Raw genomic sequence first — 20,989 nt, 5'->3', positions numbered from 1 at the left:
GGGATTTGGGAGGATGAAGCCGCGACGGCGGGAGCGCGAAAGGCGCAGACAAGATCCGGCTTGAAGGTTCGGGAAAATGGACCCGCCCCAGCCGCAAATGCCGTGACGCCGACCATGCGACGCAAAAAACCTCTTCCGATCAGCCGGGATGCGCGTTTGATGCGTCTGTGCTCTCCGCGTGTGACTGAGGCAAAGGGATGCTGATCCGCATGTGGTATTGATCGGTTTGTGAGACAGAAAGCTCGCCCTGCCATTTTCTTTCCACAAGCTGCTTGATGAGCTTTGAACCGAACCCGCCCGCCAGCGCCTCGGAAGAGACATCCGCCGATGAAACAGGGTCAATCCACTGCACGACAAATCGGGAGCCGTCCGGAGAGGTGATGGTGCGCCACTCCAGGGTCAGAACGCCCTCTTCTTGCGCCAAGCTGCCGTATTTTATGGAATTGGCGCACAATTCGTTCAGTACCAGGCCAAGGTCGAAGCTCAGCTCTGCTGGCAGCAGAACATCGTTTCCTGCCATCCGAATTTTGTCCGCGAACGGCAAAAGGGTCTCTTCGGCCACTTTCTTGAACCGCGTGTTGGTCCAGCCTTGCTGCGAGATTGCATGGTTTGTGCGGGCGAGAGACGACAGTCTTTGATTGAAAGCCGCGCGCGCCTTGTCTGGATCGCTGGAGTGACGGAATGTCTGGGTTGCGATTGAACTGACGAGTTGCAGCATATTGCCGGCGCGGTGGGACATTTCGCGGATCAACAACGTACTTTGCGCCTTTGCATTTTCCTGGCGGACCGCGTTGGATATGATCACGGCGAGCGACAGGAGGAAATTTGCGTCGCCCTGGTCGAAGGCTTGATGTTGCCTGGCGTGAATGCCAAAGACGCCGTAGGCGCGGCCATCAGCGCCGGCGATTGTCACGCTCATTCCACTGACAACACCATGCGCCTTGAGCAGGTCCGGTCCCGAAAACCGCGTCTCCGTTGCAAGATCCTCAACAACGACCAGTTCGCCGGACTTGAGAGTATAACCCGCCTGGGATTCCCGCTCCGTGCCAACGGTCGCGACACCCACAAGGCCCTCTTGCCACCCTATCCCGGCAACCAGCTTGAGTTTCTCTGCCGAATCCTCGAACGCAAGGATCTTCGTCAGCGGAACGTCCAAGCCATCAGCGGCAGCTGCGACAGCCCTTTCCAGTATCGTCTGAAAGCCAACATCGCGGAATGCCAGCTGGCCCGTTTCGGCAATCGCGGTCTGCTGCTTGAGACGCCTTTTTGTCTCCGCCAATGCCTGCTCGATCTCACGTTCCAGCCGTTTGCGTTGCGTGATTTCAAAGGCGGCGACACTTGCCGCAACGACCTGCCCCTGGTCATCCGTCAGCGGCGACCACATCTCCATCCAGAACCGCTGTTCTGCGGGGTCGGCTGCAGCCTCACCCGCAACTTCAAACGGCCCCACAGGTTCTCCGGTGCTTATCAACGTCTTCATGATCCGGCGCGCCGCTGGTTCGAACTCAGGGACGACGTCGGATACTGCACGCCCAACGTGTTCTTCAGCGGCATGACCGTTAAAGGAAGCCATCGTTTCATTGACACGGATAAATCGTAGATCGCTGCTGATGACACACAGGCCAACCGGGGCCGCATCGTAATCACTCGGCGCTACAGGATTGGCCGCCGTCTCCGCCACAGTAGAACTCATCTCGGTCTCCGTTGGACGTGCCAATAGCAACGGCCATGCATTCGCTCGGTTCTGTTTTAAGTTATCGCCAAATCGCTCGCAACGATAGGTTTGCAGTCTCGCCAGCACCGCCTTTTATTTCTGCTGGCAGGTGAACAGTCAGGCGCAGAGGCCTCTGCCATTCGACGGCGCTGGAGCGGATCCTGCAACCGCGCATTCGCCTCATTGGGTTTCGTCTGCGTGTCTCGGCAGATCGAGGGAAAAGGTACTGCCCAGGCCTGGACCATCGCTCGACACGGTCACGTCGCCGCCGTGCAATTCCATCAGCTGCTTGACCAGAGCAAGGCCGATCCCGAGACCCCCATGCGCGTGACGCCGATGCTCTTCGACCTGCTCGAACATCTGGAAGATCGCCATCGAACTCTCAGGCGTAAGGCCCAGTCCGTTGTCGGTGACGCTGATGCGGCAGGCATTTTCATGCAATTCCAGCACCACCTCGATCTGGCCGCTGCGCGGCGTATACTTTGCGGCATTATTGACAAGGTTTGAGACGCATTGTGTCAGGCGCACCTTGTCGGCGTAGATCAGGCATGGCTGTTCCGGCGCCCTGAACATCAGGGCGTGCTGCTTTTCCTCGACGGCCAGCCTTGTCATTTCCAGCGCCGTGGCCACGGCCTCTTTCACGTCGAATTCAGACTTGACCAGATTGATCTTGCCTTGCGTGATCCGCGACACGTCGAGCAAGTCGTCGACGAGCCGGATGATGTGATCCATCTGCTGGTGCATGAGGCCCTGGATCTGGTCGGATCTGGCTTCGTCCGGCTTTCGCGACAGAAGCTTCAAGCCGCCATTGAGAGCCGCCAGCGGGTTGCGCAACTCGTGAACCAGGACGCTGATGAACTCATTCTTTCGATTATCCGCAAGCTGCAGGGCACGTGTCTGCTCCTCCAGCAGATCCCGCTGCTCTGCAAGCAGTCCCCGCTGGCGATAAAGTTCGGCAAAGATATCTGCCTTGCTGCGCAGGATGTCGGGTTCGATGGGCTTCTGGATGAAGTCGACGGCACCCGCTTCATATCCCTGGAAGCGGCGCTCCGCGCTGTGGGTTCCGGCGGTGACAAAAATGATCGGCACCCGCCTTGTGCGTTCGTTGCCGCGCATCAGCTCGGCCAGTTCGAAGCCGTTGAGACCCGGCATTTGCACGTCGATGAGGGCCAGCGCCACGTCATGCTGCAAGAGAAGTTCGAGGGCTTCATCGCCGGACCTTGCCTTCAGCAGCGTGAGATCATCGCTCTGCAGCAAGGCCGCCAGGGAAAGCAGGTTCTCCGGCAGGTCGTCGACGAGGAGAAATTTAACAGCGGTTGTCATCGGGCTTTGTTCTGCAAATAGGTTGAAATGGCGGGCAATGTCATGATGTGAGCCTCCGGGCAGGCGCGAATGGCAGCCTCGGGCATGGCCTTTGCATAGGCGTTGGAGGGATCCTGCACGATCGCCGTGCCGCCAGCGCGCACAACGGTCGAAAGGCCATGGGCACCGTCATGATTGGCGCCGGTCAGGACAATGGCCGTCAATTGGCGGCCCCAGGCGTCCGCCGCACTTTCGAATGCCACGTCAATCGAAGGGCGCGAGAACAGGACTTCTTCCTCGCTGGATAACGCGACATGCGTTCGCCCCTCGAGCAACAGATGGTAATCAGGCGGCGCAAAATAAATGGACCCGGCTGCAACGGGCTCCTTGTCTTCCGCTTCAATCGCCCGAAGCTGGCATTTCAGGTCAAAGATCGCGGCCAGCACACTGCGTTTGCTGGGCGGCAAATGCACAACGACAAAGACCGGATAGGGAAAAGTCGCAGGGAGTGCAGGCAATATCGCAGACAGGGCCTCAAGCGCCCCGGCTGATGCACCGATGATTACGGCACCGTCCGGATCGCCCCTCATGAGCCGATCCTCTGATAGATCTTCTCCTCACGGACAAATTCCCGGAAGCCGTCGGCCTGCGAAGAAAAGCGCAGTGTCTCCTTGGAGCCCAGGCCGAGAAAGCCGTTGCGCGGCAGCGCATCGCGAAACAGACCGACGGCCCTGTCCTGCAGGGTTCGGTCGAAATAGATCATCACATTGCGGCAGGAGACAAACTGCATCTCCCCGAAGACCTGATCTGTCACGAGGCTATGATCTGAAAACACCACGTTGCGCCGCAGGCTCTTGTCCAGGATGCAGCGATTGTAACCGGTGGTGTAATAGTCGGACAAAGACCCCTTGCCGCCGGATTGACGATGGTTCTCGGTAAACAGCCTGACGCGATCAATGTCATAAATCCCCGCTTCCGCGTGGGCGAGCGCATCCGGATTGATATCCGTTGCATAAAACAGCGTCCGCTCCTCCAGACCCTCTTCCCGAAACAGGATGACGAAGGAATACAGCTCTTCGCCGGAGCTGCATCCGGCGATCCAGATCTTCAGCGAAGGATAGGTGCGCAAGTGCGGAATGACTTTTTCGCGGATGGCTGCGAAGTAGGAGGGATCGCGAAACATCTCGCTGACCTGGATCGTAAGGTAGCGCAGCATGTCGGCGAGCATGTCCGGATGGTGAAGGACACGCTCCTGCATGGCCGAAATCGTCGCAAACCCCAGTTGCTCGCGGGCCTGACGCAGGCGCCGCCGGATCGACGACATGGCGTAACTGCGAAAGTCATAATGATAACGGTGGTAAAGCGCTTCCAGCAGCAGTCGGATTTCGATGTCCTCGATCTTTTCGAATGTCTCGGTCATTGCGGCATCCACACGCGCACGAGAGACAACAGCTTTTCGACGTCGAGCGGCTTGGCCATGTAATCATTGGCGCCGGCCTCGATGCAGCGCTTCTGGTCGTCAGGCATGGCTTTTGCGGTCAAGGTGATGATCGGCAGTTTCTGCCATGCCGAATTGCGGCGGATATGACGGGTGGCCGTCAGGCCGTCCATGACCGGCATCATCACATCCATCAGGACGAGATCGATCCGTGCGTCGGCCTTGGTCAGCGACTGCTCCAGCTTTTCCAGCGCTTCCTGGCCGTTTCTGGCGATATCGACCAGGACGCCGCGCGGCTCGAGAATGTTGGTGAGGGCGTAGACGTTGCGCACGTCATCCTCGACGATCAGAATGCGGCGCCCCTCCAGCAGTTCGTCGCGATTGCGCGCCTTGCGGATCATCTGCTGCTGCTCGTCCGGCAACTCGGACACCACCTGGTGCAGGAAAAGCGTGACTTCGTCGAGCAGTCGCTCCGGCGACTTTGCGCCCTTGATGATGATGGATTTCGAGTAACGGCGAAGCCTCTGCTCCTCCTCGGCAGACAGGACACGACCGGTGTAGACGATCACGGGCGGGAAGGAATGCATGCCCTCCTGGCTCAGCGTCTCCAGAAGCGCAAAGCCGGATGCATCGGGCAGCGACAGATCCAGAACCATGCAATCGAAGGTCTGTTTTGCGAGCAGAGCAACACATTCGGCTGCCGTGCCGGCACCCACGGTTTCAACGTCATGCGATGACAGAAGTTTTGACAGCGCATCCCGCTGAACGGTGTTGTCTTCGACAATCAGGACGCGCCGCAGCGTCTGCTCGGCCTTTGCGCCAAGGGATTCGATCACCGATACCAGGTGATCGCGTTGAACCGGCTTCAGTGCATATCCGACGGCACCCAGCGAGAGCGCCCGATCGGAATAGTCTTCGGCCGAAAGAATGTGGATGGGAATATGGCGGGTCCGCACATCGCGTTTCAGGCGGTCAAGCACGGACAAGCCGGATTGATCGGGAAGGCCGACATCCAGCAGGATGGCGTCGGGCAAATACTGATAGGAGAGTTCAAGAGCTGCCTGTGCGGTCCCGGCAACGAGCGCCTGGAACTTCAATTCCCGGGCGAGATCCCTGAGGATGAGGGCGAATGACTGATCGTCCTCGACGATCAGCAGCTTGCGTGCCGTACCCTCCGTTGCTGCACGGTCGTCCTCGATGATCGCGGCTGCCATCGGCTTTGGTGCGGTGACCTCGGTCGCCGGCCGCAAAACGGGTTCTGCGACGGCAGAAGTCGCGTCGGCAACTGTCTGGTTCGGGGCCTGGACAAGCGTTTTATCGAAGGCCGCAGGAATGATGACGGTAAACGTGCTGCCCTGTCCAAGGCTGCTTTCAAGCTGGAAGCGGCCTCCCAGCAGCCGTACCAGTTCGCGGGAGATCGACAGGCCGAGCCCGGTGCCACCGAATTTTCGACTGATCGTGCTGTCGGCCTGATGAAATGCTTCGAAGATGCGCTTCTGCTGCTCTTCGGCAATGCCGATGCCCGTATCCTTGATGGCGAAGGCAAGCTGATTGTCGCCATAACGGCGCACCGCAAGCGAGACGCTGCCGTTTTCCGTAAACTTCAGTGCGTTCGCCAGGAGGTTCTTCAAAACCTGCTCCAGGCGCTGCGGATCCGTCTCGATGACGGCGGGTGTGTCTGCGGCCACGGAGACGTTGAACTGGATGCCCCTGTTGCCCGCGAGCGGTTCAAACAGGTGGCGTAACGAATTGACCGTGCGCTCGATAGACACCGCTTCAGGATTGATTTCCACATGTCCCGCCTCGATCTTGGACAGGTCGAGGATGTCGTTGATCAGGTTGAGGAGGTCATTGCCGGACGACTGAATGGTCTGGGCAAACTGCACCTGCTGCGCCGTCAGGTTGCCGTCGGAATTGTCGGCCAACAGCTTGGCAAGGATCAGCGATGAGTTGAGCGGTGTGCGCAACTCATGCGACATGTTGGCCAGGAAGTCCGACTTGTAGCGGCTGGCAAGCTCCACTTCTTTCGCCTTGGCCGCGATGGCGTCCTTCGACTTTTCAAGGTCGTCCCTCTGGCGCTCCAGTTCCTGCGCCTGCTCCTCTAGCTGCGCATTCGTCTGTTCGAGTTCGGCCTGCTGCTGCTCAAGCCGCGCCTGCTGTTCGCGCAAGGCCCGGCCCTGTTCCTCCAGTTCTTCGTTGGAAACGCGCAGCTCCTCGCTCTGCACCTGCAGTTCTTCCGATTGCCGCTGCGTCTCTTCGAGAAGGGCCTGAAGGCGTGTCCTGAACTCGGCGGACCGGATGGCCAAGGCAATAATCTCGGAAACTTTCTCCAGAAGCTGCAAGGTCTCGTCGCTGACGGGCGACAGGAAGCCAAGCTCGAAGACGCCCCTGATGTCGCCTTCGACGATTGCCGGTGCCAAAGCAAGATGACGGGGCTTTTGCTGTCCGAGACCGGAGCCGAAGCTGATATAGCCATCTGGCACTTCGCCGACCGCGATCGGACGGTGATCTCTCAGCACATGCCCGAACAGGCTGTCATTCCTGCCGAAACTTGCCGGAAGGGTGACGTCCGAGGGCACGCCGTGGACGGCAGTACGCTGATAGCGGCCGGCGTGCTCGACGTAGATCGCTCCCGCCACGGCGCCGAGATAGTTCGTGAGGAAACCGAGGATGTTTTCACCCAGTTCGCCCAGCGATTGCTCGCCAGCGAGGGACGACGCGAGGCCCAGTTGCGCGTCCTGCAGCCACTGATCGCGCCTTCTCGCCAGTGACACTTTTCTCGTCAGGGCTGAGATGACCAGGGTAAGGCCAATGCCCAGCACACCGGAGGCGAGCGCACTCACCCAGGCAATGATGTAGGAGGTGTCCATTTCGCCGAGGCGCTGGCTTCGATCTTCGGTAGCCTCATTGCGAAGTTGCGATATGATAGTGCGGATGCCGTCCATGTCGCTGCGGCCGCGATCCGATTTTACCAGCGCCAGCGCTTGCGCTGCCCCTTGTCTCTGAAAGAGCCCAAGGGTTTGCGCCATCACCTCGAGCTTGGACGAGAGGTAGCCCCGCAGTTCCTCGACACTTCCGCGTTCCCGCATTTCGGCCGTGACAGCCGAGTTGATGCTGTCCATACGGCCCTGAACCTGAGGAAGGGCGCGATGATACGGCAAGAGATAGCTTTCGTCGGCTGTCAGGAGGAACCCGCGCAGGGCAGTTTCCGCATCCTGGATGTCGATCAGAAGAAGGTCGAGCGCCACGACAAGACCATGCGTCTGCGTCACCCCCGCATTGCTGTCCTTGACGTTCTGGACCGTGTAGATGGATATTGCGGTGCTGACGATGAAAAAGAAGATCGCCGACAGCAAGCCGATGGCAACGTTATGCTCCAGACCGAGCGTTCTCCTGCCTGCCAGGGCGGTTGTTTTTCTGTGCATGTGAAAAGCTCTGACTATGTGGGCTGGGCACTCGGTTGTGCTGTGTCGAGATTGAGCGGTGGCGTCGGCATTGGATTGGCGTTCGGCGTCGCGAAACCTTAAGGATGTCGGGTCGTCAAACTCAGCCGATCACGATCTCTGTGATGAGGGCTAGGTAGCAATTATTCTATCCATAAAGCAAGAATGTACTGAAATTCGAACGAATTGAACTCCTGACCCAGAAGAGTTCGGAATCCCCCGCCGCCCCTTGCGCGCTCATAGTTCCATCCCTGCGCCAGCCGGTGCGCTGTCGATACGCGCGTCCACCTCCCGCTTCGTCTCTGCCCAGGCGGGCACACACAGTGTCAAGCAGCCCTTGCTGCCAGGTGGTAAGGTTCGGAAACTCCGAGAACGGGACCTCGGTGCATGCGCCGCGGAAGCGGCTCCGCGATCCATCGCATCCGCGGGCGGATCGAGAAAATCTTCGGGAGGTGGAAACGCAGCTATGGGCCACGACGATTGCGCTGGCGGGGTGGGGCTTTGGAAAGCTGGCTTGCAAATCCGTCCCGCCGCCGGCGCCTACAATCTGAAGTGATGTCTCAACATCATCGCCGCCACCGATTGAAGGGCAAACAATCTGCGGCAGCCAATGAATGAAGATCGAAAGCGATCGCACCATCGCCTGCCTTCCAAAGACCTGAAAGGTCCATGTCCGCGCACGGTCTCCTCGTTATAGTTCCAACGTGCTGATGTCGGTTTCGGTATGGTTCTGGCCGCTCAACGCCGCATCGGCCAAAGCGCGGAGCATCCTGAAAAACTGCGCATTTCCCTCTTCGCCCAAGACGCCGTCGAGACGGGCCCGGCGGGCGAGCGCCAGGGGCTTTATCGTCTCGTAGAGCTGTTTTCCCTTCTCCGACAGGCTGAACAACCAGACGCGCTTGTCTTTGCGTCCCCTTCGGATGAGCACCAGCCCGGCCTTGTTCAGCGATGCAAGTGCGCGGCTGACCTGGGCCTGTTCCACGACGACTGCAGCAATGATGTCCTTCTGAGCCATGGACCCATTGCCGTGGAGAACGGCCATGACGCGCCATTCCGCGAGCTTCAGGTCGCCGGTTACCTTCAGGAAGGCATCGAATTCGCTTCGCATGATGCGGTGAAGGCGGTCTACCGCGACGTGTATGACGCTTGCGACATCAGGTATCTGGTGGCCGAGAATTGGGTCTTTCTCGGGGGCCACCGTTTCGCGCTCCGGTTCATTCAATTGATCTTCATCCCGACAAATATTTGCAGTCATTGTATGACATATCGTTCAACTTCGCGGAAGGCGGATACCATTCCTTCCCACACCCGGTAAATTTTTGAGGTTGCCCTCAAGACGAACATCTCATTCCACGATGTGTGTTCTTCGCCAGCTGGTGACGCGCGGAAGAGCCGAGACCAGCAGAACGATCACAATGAGTGCAATGAAAAACGCAGAGATCGGGCTGTCCAGAAATGTCATGGGGCTTCCCCGCGACATCAGCATGGCGCGCTTGAATTGTTCCTCCAGAAGGGGTGCTAGCACCATTCCCATCAGCAGCGGTGCAGGCTGACAGTTCAGCAGATAAAGAACATAGCCGAAGAGCCCAAACAGCATCAATAAGACAACGTTGCCTGGCTGATAACTCGTTGCATAAACCCCGATGCAGCAAAACAGGATGATCGCCGGGAAAATGTATTTATAGGGCATGGAGACCAGCCGCACCCAAAGGCCGATCAGCGGGAGGTTCAAAAACAGCAGCATGGCATTGCCGATCCACATGGAAGCGATCAGGCCCCAGAACAAGGATGGGTTGCTTGAAATCACTTCGGGGCCGGGCACGATGTTATGGACCATCATCGCTCCACCCATCAGTGCGGCAACCGCATTGGTTGGCAAGCCCAGAATGAGGAGGGGTACGAATGTCGTCTGGCTGGCCGCATTGTTTGCGGACTCAGGCCCCGCAACGCCTTCGATTGCCCCTTCGCCGAAACGTTCCGGGGTCGAGGAAAGGCGCTTTTCGACCAGATAGGACATGAAAGAAGACAAAACGACGCCGCCGCCCGGCAAAATCCCGAGAACGCTGCCCATGACGGTGCCCCGCAGGATCGCCGGCACCGACGCTTTGACCTCTTCCCGTGTCATCCTCAATCGGCCGATCTTCGGGACTTCAGTGGGTGCTGATGCCACCTCTGCCAGACTGGATATGACGGACGCGATGCCGAACAGCCCCATGGCAATGACGACAAAATCAATACCATCGCTTAAAAAGCCAATGTCGAATGTGTACCTGACGAGGCCCGAGGTGAGGTCTGTCCCGATAAGGCCGAGCAGCATGCCGACGAGGACCAGACCGACGGCCTTCAAGGTCGAGTCGGATGACAGGGCAACAGCGCCGACCAGGCCCAGGGCCATGAGGGATACATAATCGGCCGGTCCGAATTTGAGAGCCAAACTCGACAGGGGTACAGCAAGCGCTGCCAAGAAGAACGTGGCCATGCAGCCGCCGAAGAATGAGCCCAGAGCCGACACTGTCAGTGCGGATCCGGCGCGACCGCTCCTCGCCATCTTGTATCCGTCCAAAGCCGTGACGATGGAGGAGACTTCCCCCGGCAACCTCAACAGGATCGCGGAGGTCGAGCCGCCGTATTGACTGCCATAAAAAATGCCGGCGAGCATGATCAAACCCGTCGTTGGCGGCAGACCGAAGGTGACGGGCAAAAGCATGGCCATGGTTGGCACGGGACCAAGACCGGGGAGTACCCCGACCAAGGTTCCCAGCAGAATTCCCACGAGACAATAGAGCAGGTTGATACCCGTCAAAGCTTCGCCGAAACCGAGCGCAAGATGTGAAAACATATCCATAGGATGGGGTCCTCAGAGCGTCGGCCAAAGTGGCGTCGTGAGCCCGATCAGCCCGTGAAAGATCAAGGCGACGAAAGCCGTCAGGCAGAGGCCGTAGGCAAACCTTCGACCAAAACTCCAGTCGCGATGCGCAAAGGAACTGATCAGGACAACCAGAAGCCCCGAGCAGAAAAGGCCAAGCGTCTCCACCAGGGAAAACAGTGCCACCGCCAGAAGGATGAAGAACACTTCCCTTGCTTCCGATATGCGCACTTTGCCGCTCGCCCGGCTTGCCTTCAGTATGACAGCGGCGCCGATGGCAACCAGGGCCACTGACAGCATGAGCGGGAATGCTCCGGGGCCCAGCCGCGAAGCACTTCCCAAGGGATAATCCCCACCCAGCCAAAGCCAGAGGGCCCCGAACACGACAAACAGGGTACCGGTGAGAGTGTCCCGGTTGAGGAAATCTCGTTGCATGATGACCCCCTCAGTTCGCCTTGATGTTTGCGGACTTGATGATATCGCTCATCTGCTTCAACTCGCGCTCCATGCGAGCGGAGAAGTCCACCGTGTTCGATAGAACGGCCTCGTTCGACTGTTCACTCAACAGGGTGGTGGTGGCGGGGGAGGATACGACCGCCGAAAGATCCGAAGAGATCTTGGCGGCAAGGGCCGGATCGGTGCCGGTGCGCAGGAAGAACACGTTCCAAGGTGCGATATCGAGAGCCGGGAGACCAACAGATGCGGCGCTGGGAATGGCTTCGAAACCGGTTATCGGCGCTGACGAGCTGCGGAGCAGTGGGACCAACTGCCCCGTCTTGAGATAACCTTTTCCTGCCGAAGCGGCCTCGAATATCAACTGCGCGCGGCCGGCGATCACGTCAAGCAGGGCGGGTGCCGTTCCCTGATAGGGAATGTGGACCATTTTCACGCCGGCATCACGCTGAAACAGTTCACCTGCGATATGAGCCAGCGTGCCGTTTCCGGCCGATGCGATATTGTAAGCGTCAGGCTCTGCTTTCAGCTTGGCCAAGGCTTCAGCATAGGTTTTCACTCCCATGCTGGCAGATGCATAAAGAACCAAGGGATAGCTGACGCCGACGCCGGTCGGAAGGAGATCCTTGCGTGCATCGTAGGGGAGCGTGGAAAACAGGCTGGGTGCGATGGTCAGATAGCTGGCACCGAGCAGGATCGTATAGCCGTCCGCCGGAGCCTTTTTCAGAGCTTCGGTGCCGACGGATCCCATGGCACCGGGTCTGTTCTCGACGATCACCGACTGGCCCCATTTGGCTTGCAACTGCTCGCCCACGAAACGCGCGAAGGCGTCAGTGGTGCCGCCGGGCGGGAAAGGAACGATAATTTTGACGGCTTTTGTCGGATAGGCCACTTCGGCCATGGCCGAATGAGCGCCGAGCAGCAGTCCTGCCGCCGCGATCAGATTGCAGATCCGCGACTTCTTGATGAATTTGGTCATTCCCAGCATTTTATGTTCCCTTGTTATGTTGTTCATGAACATCGTCATTCCCGGCAGCGTTGATCGCTGCTCAGATTGATCTGCAAGACTGCCATTGCAGGATGCGCCTGGTGCGCCAATCGAGGCCCTTGCGGTCTCTCCATGCCTGCTGGCAGCTTGGGCAACGGCCACTCGACGGAATCTTCCCGTTCCGAAGGGGCTTCTTCTCGTTGCTGAACTGTATTTCCTCAGAGCCCTCGGCGGATCATCAGGCCCCGGTTGTCATCTTGTGGGATCACTTGTCGTCGACAAGTCAGGGTGATTCAGATTCCAAAGTTCCGCAAACTCGTTCCCGTTTCGGAGATCGTCGGACCTGATTTCGTTGATCGCCACAACGGATCAGGTTTTTACGCGCTATGCAGTCTGCATTTCCAATCCGGGATGCAGGAAGGCGCCCGCGCTACCGTTTCAGCAGTGTTGAACATCAGGCCGCTTTCCATATAGAAACTGTGACATCATATGAATTGTCATGCAATAGTCTCGTCTGTTCCCTCCGTTTTCTTTTCGACGTGTTTGAGGCCGGGTGATGCATCGCCTTTGGTGGCGCCCAGCAAGGCAGGCAAACGCGGCGAGGCCTGCTGACAATCGACTGACAAAGCAGCCCGCCGGCACCGCGAGGTGCCGTCCAGCGGCAGGCGTTACCGCGCCTTGGACATGAATTCGCTCAAGGCGAGCATGGCGCCCCGATTGGCTTCCTCCGATCCAATGGTCATGCGCAATGCGTTGTTCAGTCCATAAGGGCGCACAGGGCGCAAGACATAGCCGCGCGCCGTCAGAAATTCGTCCGCTGCTGACGCGCTCCTGGACGGTTCGTCGTCGGGGAAATGAATCAGCACGAAGTTGCAAACGCTTGGCGTAAAGGTCAGGCCGATCTTACGCAGTGTTGCTGTCACGAAGGACAGCCACTGGCTGTTGTGGCGAATGGCAGCCTGGACATGTTGGCGGTCCTTCAGGGCCGCACAACCCGCCGCAATGGCCAAGGAGTTGAGGTTGAAGGGCCCCCGGATCCTGTTGATGGCGTCCACGATCGGCGCTGGCGCGTACATCCAACCGACCCGAAGCCCCGCCAGACCGTAAATCTTCGACAACGTCCGCAGCATCACGACATTGTCGTGCTTTTCAACCAGGTGCGCACCGGGCGAGTAGTCGTCCTGCTGAACATATTCCGCGTATGCGGCGTCTATCACGAGCAGAACATGTTTCGGGAGGCTGTCCAGAAGGCGTTCCACCTCGGAGCGAGAGATATAGGTGCCCGTGGGGTTGCCGGGGTTGGCGAGGAAGACAATCTTTGTCCTGTCGGTGATCCTGGCGATCAGAGCATCCACATCGGCGCAATAGTCCCGATCCGGTGCGAGGACCGGGGTGGCTCCGCTCGCAAGCGCCTGTATCCGGTAGACCAGGAACCCGTATTGCGACAAGACAACCTCGTCGCCCGCGTCGAGATAGAGGCGCGCAAGGAGCCCGATGAGTTCGTCCGAGCCATTGCCGCAGACGATGCGGTCGCGCTCGATGCCATGCGTTTCAGCAATCATTTCGCGCAGCCTCGAAGCCGATCCGTCGGGATAGAAGGGCAGGTTTGCAAGCGCCTCGCGACAGGCCTCAATAACCGAGAGGCTCGGTTCAAGCGGCGTCTCGTTCGATGAAAGCTTATGAACCTTCACCCCCGGTTTGGCTGCGCTGCGTCCTGGCACATACGAGGCGATCTTCATGATGCTGGGCTTCGGTGTTGGAGAATTGCTGGCGTCACTCATCCGGGCTTGCCTCGCTTTTTTGTTGTTCCGCTCCTGACAAAAGATATATGTGTCGTCATAAAATGAGCAAGCATATTTTTGTGTTGAAATCGATTTTGGTTTGCGTCAACACTGGAGCCGCGGGATGCCCGGGTCGTTCTGTACGCGGGGCAGACGTTAGACGAGGTGCACGCTTGAAACAGAAGATGATCAGTTAGAGGCGCCGGCTCCCGCGTCGAAGGCGGGGCCTTTGCCGGAAGGTGGCTGTGAGGCGCGCGGCTCGCTGCTGTCGGAGCAATGACGTCATGAAAGGGGGCGCCGAAGTCTGCAGCATACTGAATGGGTAGGCTTCGGCTCCGGTCGCCTCATGGGCAAAGAAGAGCGCCCCCAAAGCTTTCAACGCGCATCGCTGACACAGCGATGCGTTTCTTAAAATTCAGTCCTAGGAGAAAATTCGTATGGCAATTCGTGACGTCAATTTCTTTTATCCTGGCGAAGAGATCCTTGCCGATGAAATGCGCATCACCGCACTCGGCACGGGCATGCCTTTTTGTCGGCGCCGTCAGGCATCGCCTGGCTGGCTCGTCGAACTGGGAAACGGTGACAAGTTCATTTTTGACCTTGGCACGGGAAGCTCAGCGAACTTGAATGCGCTCGGCATTCCGCATTCCCTGCTTGATAAGGTCTTTCTGACCCATCTCCATATCGATCACTTCAGCGATATCGGCGCTCTCTATGGCATGGGCATGGTTCGGGGTCGCTTCACGCCGCTGCGCGTGTGGGGGCCATCTGCTGGCGAGGCTCGCCTGGGCACGGCTGCTTTCGGCAAGGCGTTCACCGACATGATGGCCTGGGATATTGAAAGCCGCAGAGGGGTTGTGAGCGCCGGCACGGGCTGGCAGACGGACTTCACCGAGTTCGATTATTCTATCAACGGTCACGTGATCTTCGAGGAAAACGGCGTCACCATTCGTGCCTTTCCTGCCATACATTGCATTGATGGTCCGGTCAGCTATCGTCTCGACTGGAATGGCCTGTCCATGGCCTTCCTCGGCGACGGAAAGCCAAGCCAGTTCATGGTCGATAACGCCCAGAACGTCGACGTTCTCATTCATGAGGCATTCGTGCCTGCAGCAGACTATGCACAGAAGACCCATCTTCCCCTGCAGATCGCGCAGAACATCGCCCATGGCGTCCATTGCCCGCCGCGTTCCGCCGGAAAGATCTTTGACTTGTGCCAACCGCGCCTGGGCGTGATTTATCATACGATGATCTCTGAAAGCTTGCGCATTCCGATCATCGATGACCTGCGGGTTACCTGGAAGGGGCCTGCCGCTCTTGCTGAAGATCTCATGGTGCTCAATGTGACGAAGGAGAAGATCACCCAGCGTCAGGCTTGCGTGCCCGACCTTGCCTGGCCGGTGCCTGCCCATAATCACGGCGAAAAACGCCCGGCCATGGAAACCCAGAAGGTGGCGCAGATGTCCCAATGGCTGAAGGACGCCGAGATAAAGGTCGATGGGGTCAGTACCTTCATTGCCGATGCCATCTAGGGCGCACGACTGAAGCCGCCAGAACCGGAGAGTTTCCACATGAGCCACAGTCAGATCGGACGAGGATTGAACGAGGGTGCCCTTGAGGAACTCGCAGGCCTCCTTGGCCAGGCAGGCATGATAACCGGCGCTGATACGGCACCGTTCGAAACGCCTGTCGCCGGAGACGGGGAGCGGTGCCTGGCTGTCTTGCGCCCCGCGTCGACGCAGGAAGTCTCCCAGGCGGTGAAAATCTGCGCAAAGTACAGCATTGCCGTCATTCCCCAGGGCGGCAATACCAATGTGTGCCGCATGACGGTGCCTCTTCCCAACCAGAACGCCGTCATCCTTTCGATGTCGCGGATGAACCGCATCATCCACCTCGATGAAGAGTGCTCAACAATCCTCGTGGAAGCAGGAGCAACGCTTCAGCAGGTCCAGGACGCAGCACGCGCCGCCGGACGCCTGTTCGCGCCAGACTGGGGCGCCCGCGGAACAGCACAGGTCGGCGGGGCGGTGGCGACCAATGGCGGCGGACTGAACGTGTTGCAGTACGGGACCACCCGCGAACAGGTTCTGGGAATGGAGGTCGTTCTCGCCGACGGTCGCATATGGAACGGCCTTCGTTCGCTGGTCAAGGACAACTCAGGCTATGACCTGAAGCATCTGTTCATTGGCTCCGAAGGAACCCTCGGCATCATCACCAGACTGGTCTTCAAGCTGCATCCCGCCCCGGTTCATCAGGCTTCCATGTTCGCCGTCCTGACGGACACATCCAGGCTCATGCACTGCTTCAATCTGGCGAAATCGATCGCCAAGGGGCAACTCGTTGCGTTCGAGCTGATGAACGGGCTCGGTATTGAACTGGCTCTCAAGCGATATCCCGCCCTGCGGCGCCCGCTCGAGGTCAAGGCGGATTGGTATCTTCTGATCAGGATGGCTGGCCCTGAACCGGTCACGGCTGCGCTGGAGCGGCTGTTTGAACGCGGTCTCGAGGAGGAGATCTTTTCCGACGCCGCGATGGCACAATCGGAAGCACAGGAACGAAATCTTTGGGAAATTCGTGAGCAGCTGATGCCCACCCAATATTTCCGCCGAAAGCAGATCAAATGGGATGTTTCAGTTCCCATCAATCGCATGATGGAGTTTCTGGAGCGGTCAGCCGAAATCGCAAAGAGCCATGAACCGGAAGCCATCCCCTATGCCGTCGGTCATGTCGGAGACGGGAACATCCATTTCTCCATCTTCCCGCCGGAACGTCCTGCCGATGCGCTGGACGCTCTTTGCAGGCTCTATGTCGAAAAGATCGACGCGCTCATCTGGAGTATGGGAGGCAGCATTGCGGCCGAACATGGGGTGGGAACCATATACAAGGATCGCATCCGTCTTCAAAAGACGAAAGTCGAGATCGACTTGATGGTGTCGATCCGAGAGCTGCTTGACCCGATGCAGATCTTTAACCCGGGCAAACTGATCGATGCAGGCTGAGCTTGGCCTCTTCGCCGCCGTATGATCGAGGACATGACGGTCTTGCTCTATCGTCCGCCCTCCAGCCCCGACTTCAACCCATCGAGACGGCCATCGAGAAGGCCACTTTAGAGCTCAAGGCTGTCTTGCGCGCCAAAGCGAACGTGCTTTAGGTTGCGCATCGTTTTAGCCTGTGATGCCAAGTTCAGAAGCGGCCGGTGATCCGGGTTTTGGCGCTGCGCCAATTTCAGGGCTCGGTGCATATGAGGCTGAGCGAGGGCGCTCGCACTGCAGTCGAGTTTCTACCCATTATTTTTCTCTGCGGCGAAGGCTGCCAACGATGGTACTGATCTCCTCTTCCAGATGCTGCCCTCGGTAGACGAACGATGTTTCGTGGCGTGCATACTGGCCATTTCGATCGGCACTGAGCCAGTTGTAAGACCCGATGCAAAGAAGGTCCGTGTCGATCGCGACGATCTTGCTGTGCAGCTTTGGAAGCTTGTGCAGCCGTACCCCGACCTTTGAGAAGGCCTTCTCGACCGCTTCCATCTGGGTCAGGCCATCGGCCGCCGGGCCCAGGTTGAGCAGCGGATCCGTGAATACATCGATCTCGGCGCCTCGCTGGATGGCGGCTTCGAATGCGGCCATCAGTCCAACACGTTCCATCGTGGATGCGATCACCCACGGGCTGACGATAGTATAGCGGCGGCCAGCGCCGGACAGCGCATCCAGAAGGAAAGCATCATGCCCAGCCGCATCCCGCAGCATCTGAAGCTGAGCGTTCCCCTGATTCAGGTCCATGCGCGGCTCGGCCGCAAACTCAAGCCTACTCAATTCTGATGCCAACAAGAAGTCTGCGAGGATTGCCCTTGGTGACCCGGCTTTCGCTGCCGCAATAACGTCCATGTCACCAAACACTAGAAAACTGTCCTTTGCCCGGGAGACGGTCACGTTCAGCATGCTGGGCGAAATGTCGATAAACCTGCTGTCTGCGTGTTTCGAATAGACAGGCGAGAAGATCACGACGGGTCGTTCGGCACCTTGCAGCGAATGGACGGTTCCGATGGTCATGCCTTCGCGCCCTTCGACCGCGATCTTGCGGTTGGCACAGGCCCCCCTGATTTCGCGAGCCTGTCGGCCGAAAGGGGTTATGATTGCAACAATCTGTTCCAACCGCCTGCCGTAGCGCAGTTCTAGCTCAGCTCGGTTTGCATCAAGCCAGGCCGCAATAGTTTGCGCCTCGAGTGGATTGCTGCGGCTGCTCCCTGACGCAACTGCACGGCCGTCTATGTGCAGATATCCAAGCGCCGGAAGGCCTCTGTCTGCCGGTGCCTTTCCCCGCAGCGGTCGCAGCTTTCCCTTGTAGCACAGAGCATTGTTGAAGCTGATGATTTCGTCGTAGCACCGCCGGTGTTCGAAGAGGTAGAGACCCTTCTCGAGATCTGGATACGGCGACACTCGGCAGGCGTGCTGTGCAAGGCGCATGGCACTGCCATTGGTCGAGCAGATCCCGCGGTCGACAAGTGTGTCAATGCCGGCTTCGCTCGGGAGAAGGCCGTTGTGTCGAAGATTGCTCACGTCCACAGGTCGGGGCACCGATGAAATCGGTTCGATCTGTTGCGTGTCACCAATCACCAGGGCACGCTTCGCCAATGAGAAAGACGCACCTGAGACCTCTGGCAAAACCTGACCGGCTTCATCGACGATCAATAGGTCGATGAAATTAAAGAGATACTCAGTGGCCCACTTGCCACCGTCACGGCGGCTGTAGGTCATCTTGCCTGGTAGGCTGGCAAATGTTGCCACGGCACAGGGGGTCAACATCATGCGACGGTGCCAACGAGGAATGACTGTCGCCTTTCCTTTTTTCTCCTTGGAGGCGACGATCCCGGCAAGGTCAGCTTCCATGGCCAGAAGCCAGCGACCTTCCCAGTAGTGCGTTGCCAAAAGGAAGAGGGAAAACCGGACATCGAGGTCTGCCTGACGCTCCAGTTCTGCCAAGTCATCGGCCCCGCCAAAGGCTTCCCTCGCTTTGGCCCAGTTGATCTCCGCCTCCTGGAAATTGAGGCGTAGCGTTCTGGCTGTTGCCAATGCCTGCTCGGCCGAGTGCAGCGCCTCATTCGCAGCCTGTAGATCGGTTCGAACCCTGTCCTCGATGTCTGAAACCCGCTTGGCTGTTTCCAACTCCGGCATGAGTTCACCGATGGCGAGCCGAGCCCGCAAGGCGCGTTTCCTTTCAACGAAGGGCAGGAAACCGAGCAACCCGATCAGCGGCGATTCTGCCGCCAGATACTGGTCCAGGGCAGCTTTTGCTGCGCGGAATTTCTCCACCGCGGCCGTTCGTGCTGCTGCCTTTTCACGGCGCGAAGCTAAAGCGGCATCAGGATCAGGGCCAAGGCTTGCTGCAAGAGTGGCACTGGCCGCGCGATAGGCGTGGCTGGCGCGATCGATCTGCGTCAGCTTGTCTGTTTCACCCGCCATCCGCTCTTGCAGCGCCGCCACCACACGCTCCAGATCGGGGTTGGCAAGTTCTTGAAATGCGACCCTGGCCGCCTGAAGATAGTGGTCTTTCGCGCGCTGGACATAGGCAACCGTCTCGCGCTCGACCTGAAACTCTTCGGTCTGGTAGCGACGGGCTGCCTCAAGACGGCGGGAATGTGACGCAAGAAACATCCCGAAGCTATCCACATCAGGCAACCACCGCCCTGCAAACGGACCCGCTCCTTGATCGAAGTCCTTGCCGAAGGCGTCAATAATGTTCGTCACAGCCTGATTGTTAGATGACGCGGCCACAATCACCGGCGGGTCTTCACCACGAAGCGCTGCACCTACCCAGAGGCCCGCTACGGCCGACAACAGCATAGTGGTTTTGCCGGTCCCGGGCGGGCCATTTACGGCGATCACCTCTCCCGACCCTGAGGCATCCAGCCAGGCCAGAACCTGCCTTTGTTGTTCAGTCAACGGGAAGTTCGGGTTTGAATGGCCAAGCCTGCGGGCAAACTCCTGTTCAATCCGATGGTCCAGGTCCGTGACAGCCTCCTGCGGCTGCACAATCTGTTTCAGCAACGGCGTGTCAGGTGTTTCGGCCAGAAGCTTGTCATAAAGATCAAGGCTTGCCCGCACTGTCGCATTTACATCCTCAGCCAATTCCAGAAAGCCGGAGCCGATCGGCTGATAATCTGCATCCCCACGGGGCCACCCTTGCGAAACGGCATCCACCATCTTGCGGCAATGGCCAAGATAGTCCTCCCATGCGGCGGTGCCCGACATATCGGGCAGAGGCGTCTCGGTCAGAAATGTATCCAGGTCGTCGATAGAACCGATGGCAAACTCTCCAGACGGAAGCGGCGTCAGCAGTTCCCGGGCAAGTGCGTTTCGTATCGGTGTGATCTTCCCCTCTCGATCGACGGTCGCCTCTGTGACCACCGGCGCCACGATTTCTGGTAATCCGCCCGCTCGCGCCGCCCCGTGTGACGACTTTCGCGCGGTAACAAGAGGCCATAACCGAACCCCAACGCTCCTCGCCGAAATCTGGTCTCGGAACACCAAATCCAAGACCTCTTTTGGCAGCACCCCGGTCTTCAGCGCGCCCGCATGAATATCAATAAACCGCTTACGGTCGGACTGTGTGAATTTTCCGTCACCCAGCGCGCCATCGGCGAGCGAAGTTCGCCAGTAGCGCAGATTGTCTCGGATGCTTGCGGTCATGAAATCTGCACTACTCGCTTTGCTGAGGTTAGGGTGCAGATATATAAGACAAAAACCGCAATGCACTCCATCCCTGGGATAACATCCGCCTGAGGTCTTCTCTTTGGCAGGGCTGCAAACAGGCGCAGTTCAGAGGTCTTGACCGGAGGCGTCACCTGCGATTGCGCTACGGAACCTGTGGCAGCGGCGGACCCTGGAATCCCCTCTGTTTCCCCATCGCGCGCGACCATGGATGCCACCTTTGCGTCCCGGTTTTGGGCATCGGTTAACCGGAGGGCTAAAGCGGCAATTATTTCCGCTGCCTGGTTTGGCCGAGCG

General features: G+C 58.6%; 13 protein-coding genes. 2 read left to right on the top strand and 11 right to left on the bottom strand.

Annotation, left to right across the window (positions count from 1 at the left end):
* Positions 1-139: 139 nt before the first annotated feature.
* From AC4CWH_RS13105 to hisC, 10 genes are all read right to left on the bottom strand, one after another.
* On the bottom strand, positions 140-1,693 hold the full coding sequence (locus tag AC4CWH_RS13105; RefSeq protein WP_491319092.1) for an HWE histidine kinase domain-containing protein: 1,554 nt from the start codon (positions 1,691-1,693) through the stop codon (positions 140-142).
* Positions 1,694-1,894: 201 nt separating this feature from the next.
* Positions 1,895-3,037, bottom strand: coding sequence for a hybrid sensor histidine kinase/response regulator (locus AC4CWH_RS13100; RefSeq protein ID WP_491319091.1), 1,143 nt, complete (start codon positions 3,035-3,037; stop codon positions 1,895-1,897).
* Positions 3,034-3,606, bottom strand: a complete 573-nt coding sequence (locus AC4CWH_RS13095; protein WP_491319090.1) for a chemotaxis protein CheB — start codon at positions 3,604-3,606, stop codon at positions 3,034-3,036. The genes AC4CWH_RS13100 and AC4CWH_RS13095 overlap by 4 nt, the downstream gene beginning before the upstream one ends.
* Positions 3,603-4,436, bottom strand: a complete 834-nt coding sequence (locus tag AC4CWH_RS13090) for a CheR family methyltransferase (protein ID WP_491282496.1) — start codon at positions 4,434-4,436, stop codon at positions 3,603-3,605. Before AC4CWH_RS13090 ends, AC4CWH_RS13095 begins: the two co-directional genes overlap by 4 nt.
* Positions 4,433-7,879 carry a response regulator gene (locus AC4CWH_RS13085; protein ID WP_491319089.1) on the bottom strand — a complete coding sequence of 1,149 codons (3,447 nt, stop codon included), beginning with the start codon at positions 7,877-7,879 and terminating at the stop codon, positions 4,433-4,435. Before AC4CWH_RS13085 ends, AC4CWH_RS13090 begins: the two co-directional genes overlap by 4 nt.
* A gap of 709 nt (positions 7,880-8,588) precedes the next feature.
* Positions 8,589-9,152, bottom strand: coding sequence for a MarR family winged helix-turn-helix transcriptional regulator (locus tag AC4CWH_RS13080; RefSeq protein ID WP_491319088.1), 564 nt, complete (start codon positions 9,150-9,152; stop codon positions 8,589-8,591).
* A 90-nt stretch (positions 9,153-9,242) separates the two neighbouring features.
* Complete coding sequence (locus AC4CWH_RS13075) at positions 9,243-10,742, bottom strand: tripartite tricarboxylate transporter permease (RefSeq protein ID WP_491282493.1); 1,500 nt, start codon at positions 10,740-10,742, stop codon at positions 9,243-9,245.
* A 12-nt stretch (positions 10,743-10,754) separates the two neighbouring features.
* Positions 10,755-11,198: a tripartite tricarboxylate transporter TctB family protein gene (locus tag AC4CWH_RS13070; protein WP_491319087.1), complete on the bottom strand. Its 444-nt coding sequence runs from the start codon at positions 11,196-11,198 to the stop codon at positions 10,755-10,757.
* Between the two features lie 10 nt (positions 11,199-11,208).
* Positions 11,209-12,237 carry a Bug family tripartite tricarboxylate transporter substrate binding protein gene (locus AC4CWH_RS13065; protein WP_491319086.1) on the bottom strand — a complete coding sequence of 343 codons (1,029 nt, stop codon included), beginning with the start codon at positions 12,235-12,237 and terminating at the stop codon, positions 11,209-11,211.
* Between the two features lie 635 nt (positions 12,238-12,872).
* Positions 12,873-13,985, bottom strand: a complete 1,113-nt coding sequence (hisC, locus tag AC4CWH_RS13060; RefSeq protein ID WP_491319085.1) for a histidinol-phosphate transaminase — start codon at positions 13,983-13,985, stop codon at positions 12,873-12,875.
* A gap of 437 nt (positions 13,986-14,422) precedes the next feature.
* Between hisC and gntH the strand changes: the two genes are divergently transcribed.
* Together gntH and AC4CWH_RS13050 are read left to right on the top strand one after the other, a co-directional pair.
* Positions 14,423-15,517, top strand: a complete 1,095-nt coding sequence (gntH, locus tag AC4CWH_RS13055; protein WP_491319084.1) for a guanitoxin biosynthesis MBL fold metallo-hydrolase GntH — start codon at positions 14,423-14,425, stop codon at positions 15,515-15,517.
* A gap of 39 nt (positions 15,518-15,556) precedes the next feature.
* The gene (locus AC4CWH_RS13050; protein ID WP_491319083.1) at positions 15,557-16,984 is read left to right on the top strand and encodes an FAD-binding oxidoreductase; all 1,428 of its coding nucleotides are present in this window, start codon (positions 15,557-15,559) and stop codon (positions 16,982-16,984) included.
* A 288-nt stretch (positions 16,985-17,272) separates the two neighbouring features.
* On the opposite strand, the gene AC4CWH_RS13045 is transcribed toward AC4CWH_RS13050, so the two are convergent.
* Entirely contained in the window at positions 17,273-20,671 is a 3,399-nt protein-coding gene (locus AC4CWH_RS13045) for an AAA domain-containing protein (protein ID WP_491319082.1), read from the bottom strand.
* Positions 20,672-20,989: the final 318 nt, after the last annotated feature.

Source organism: Neorhizobium sp. PAMB6716 (assembly GCF_058242805.1).
This window is presented reverse-complemented; position numbering and strand designations above follow the sequence as displayed.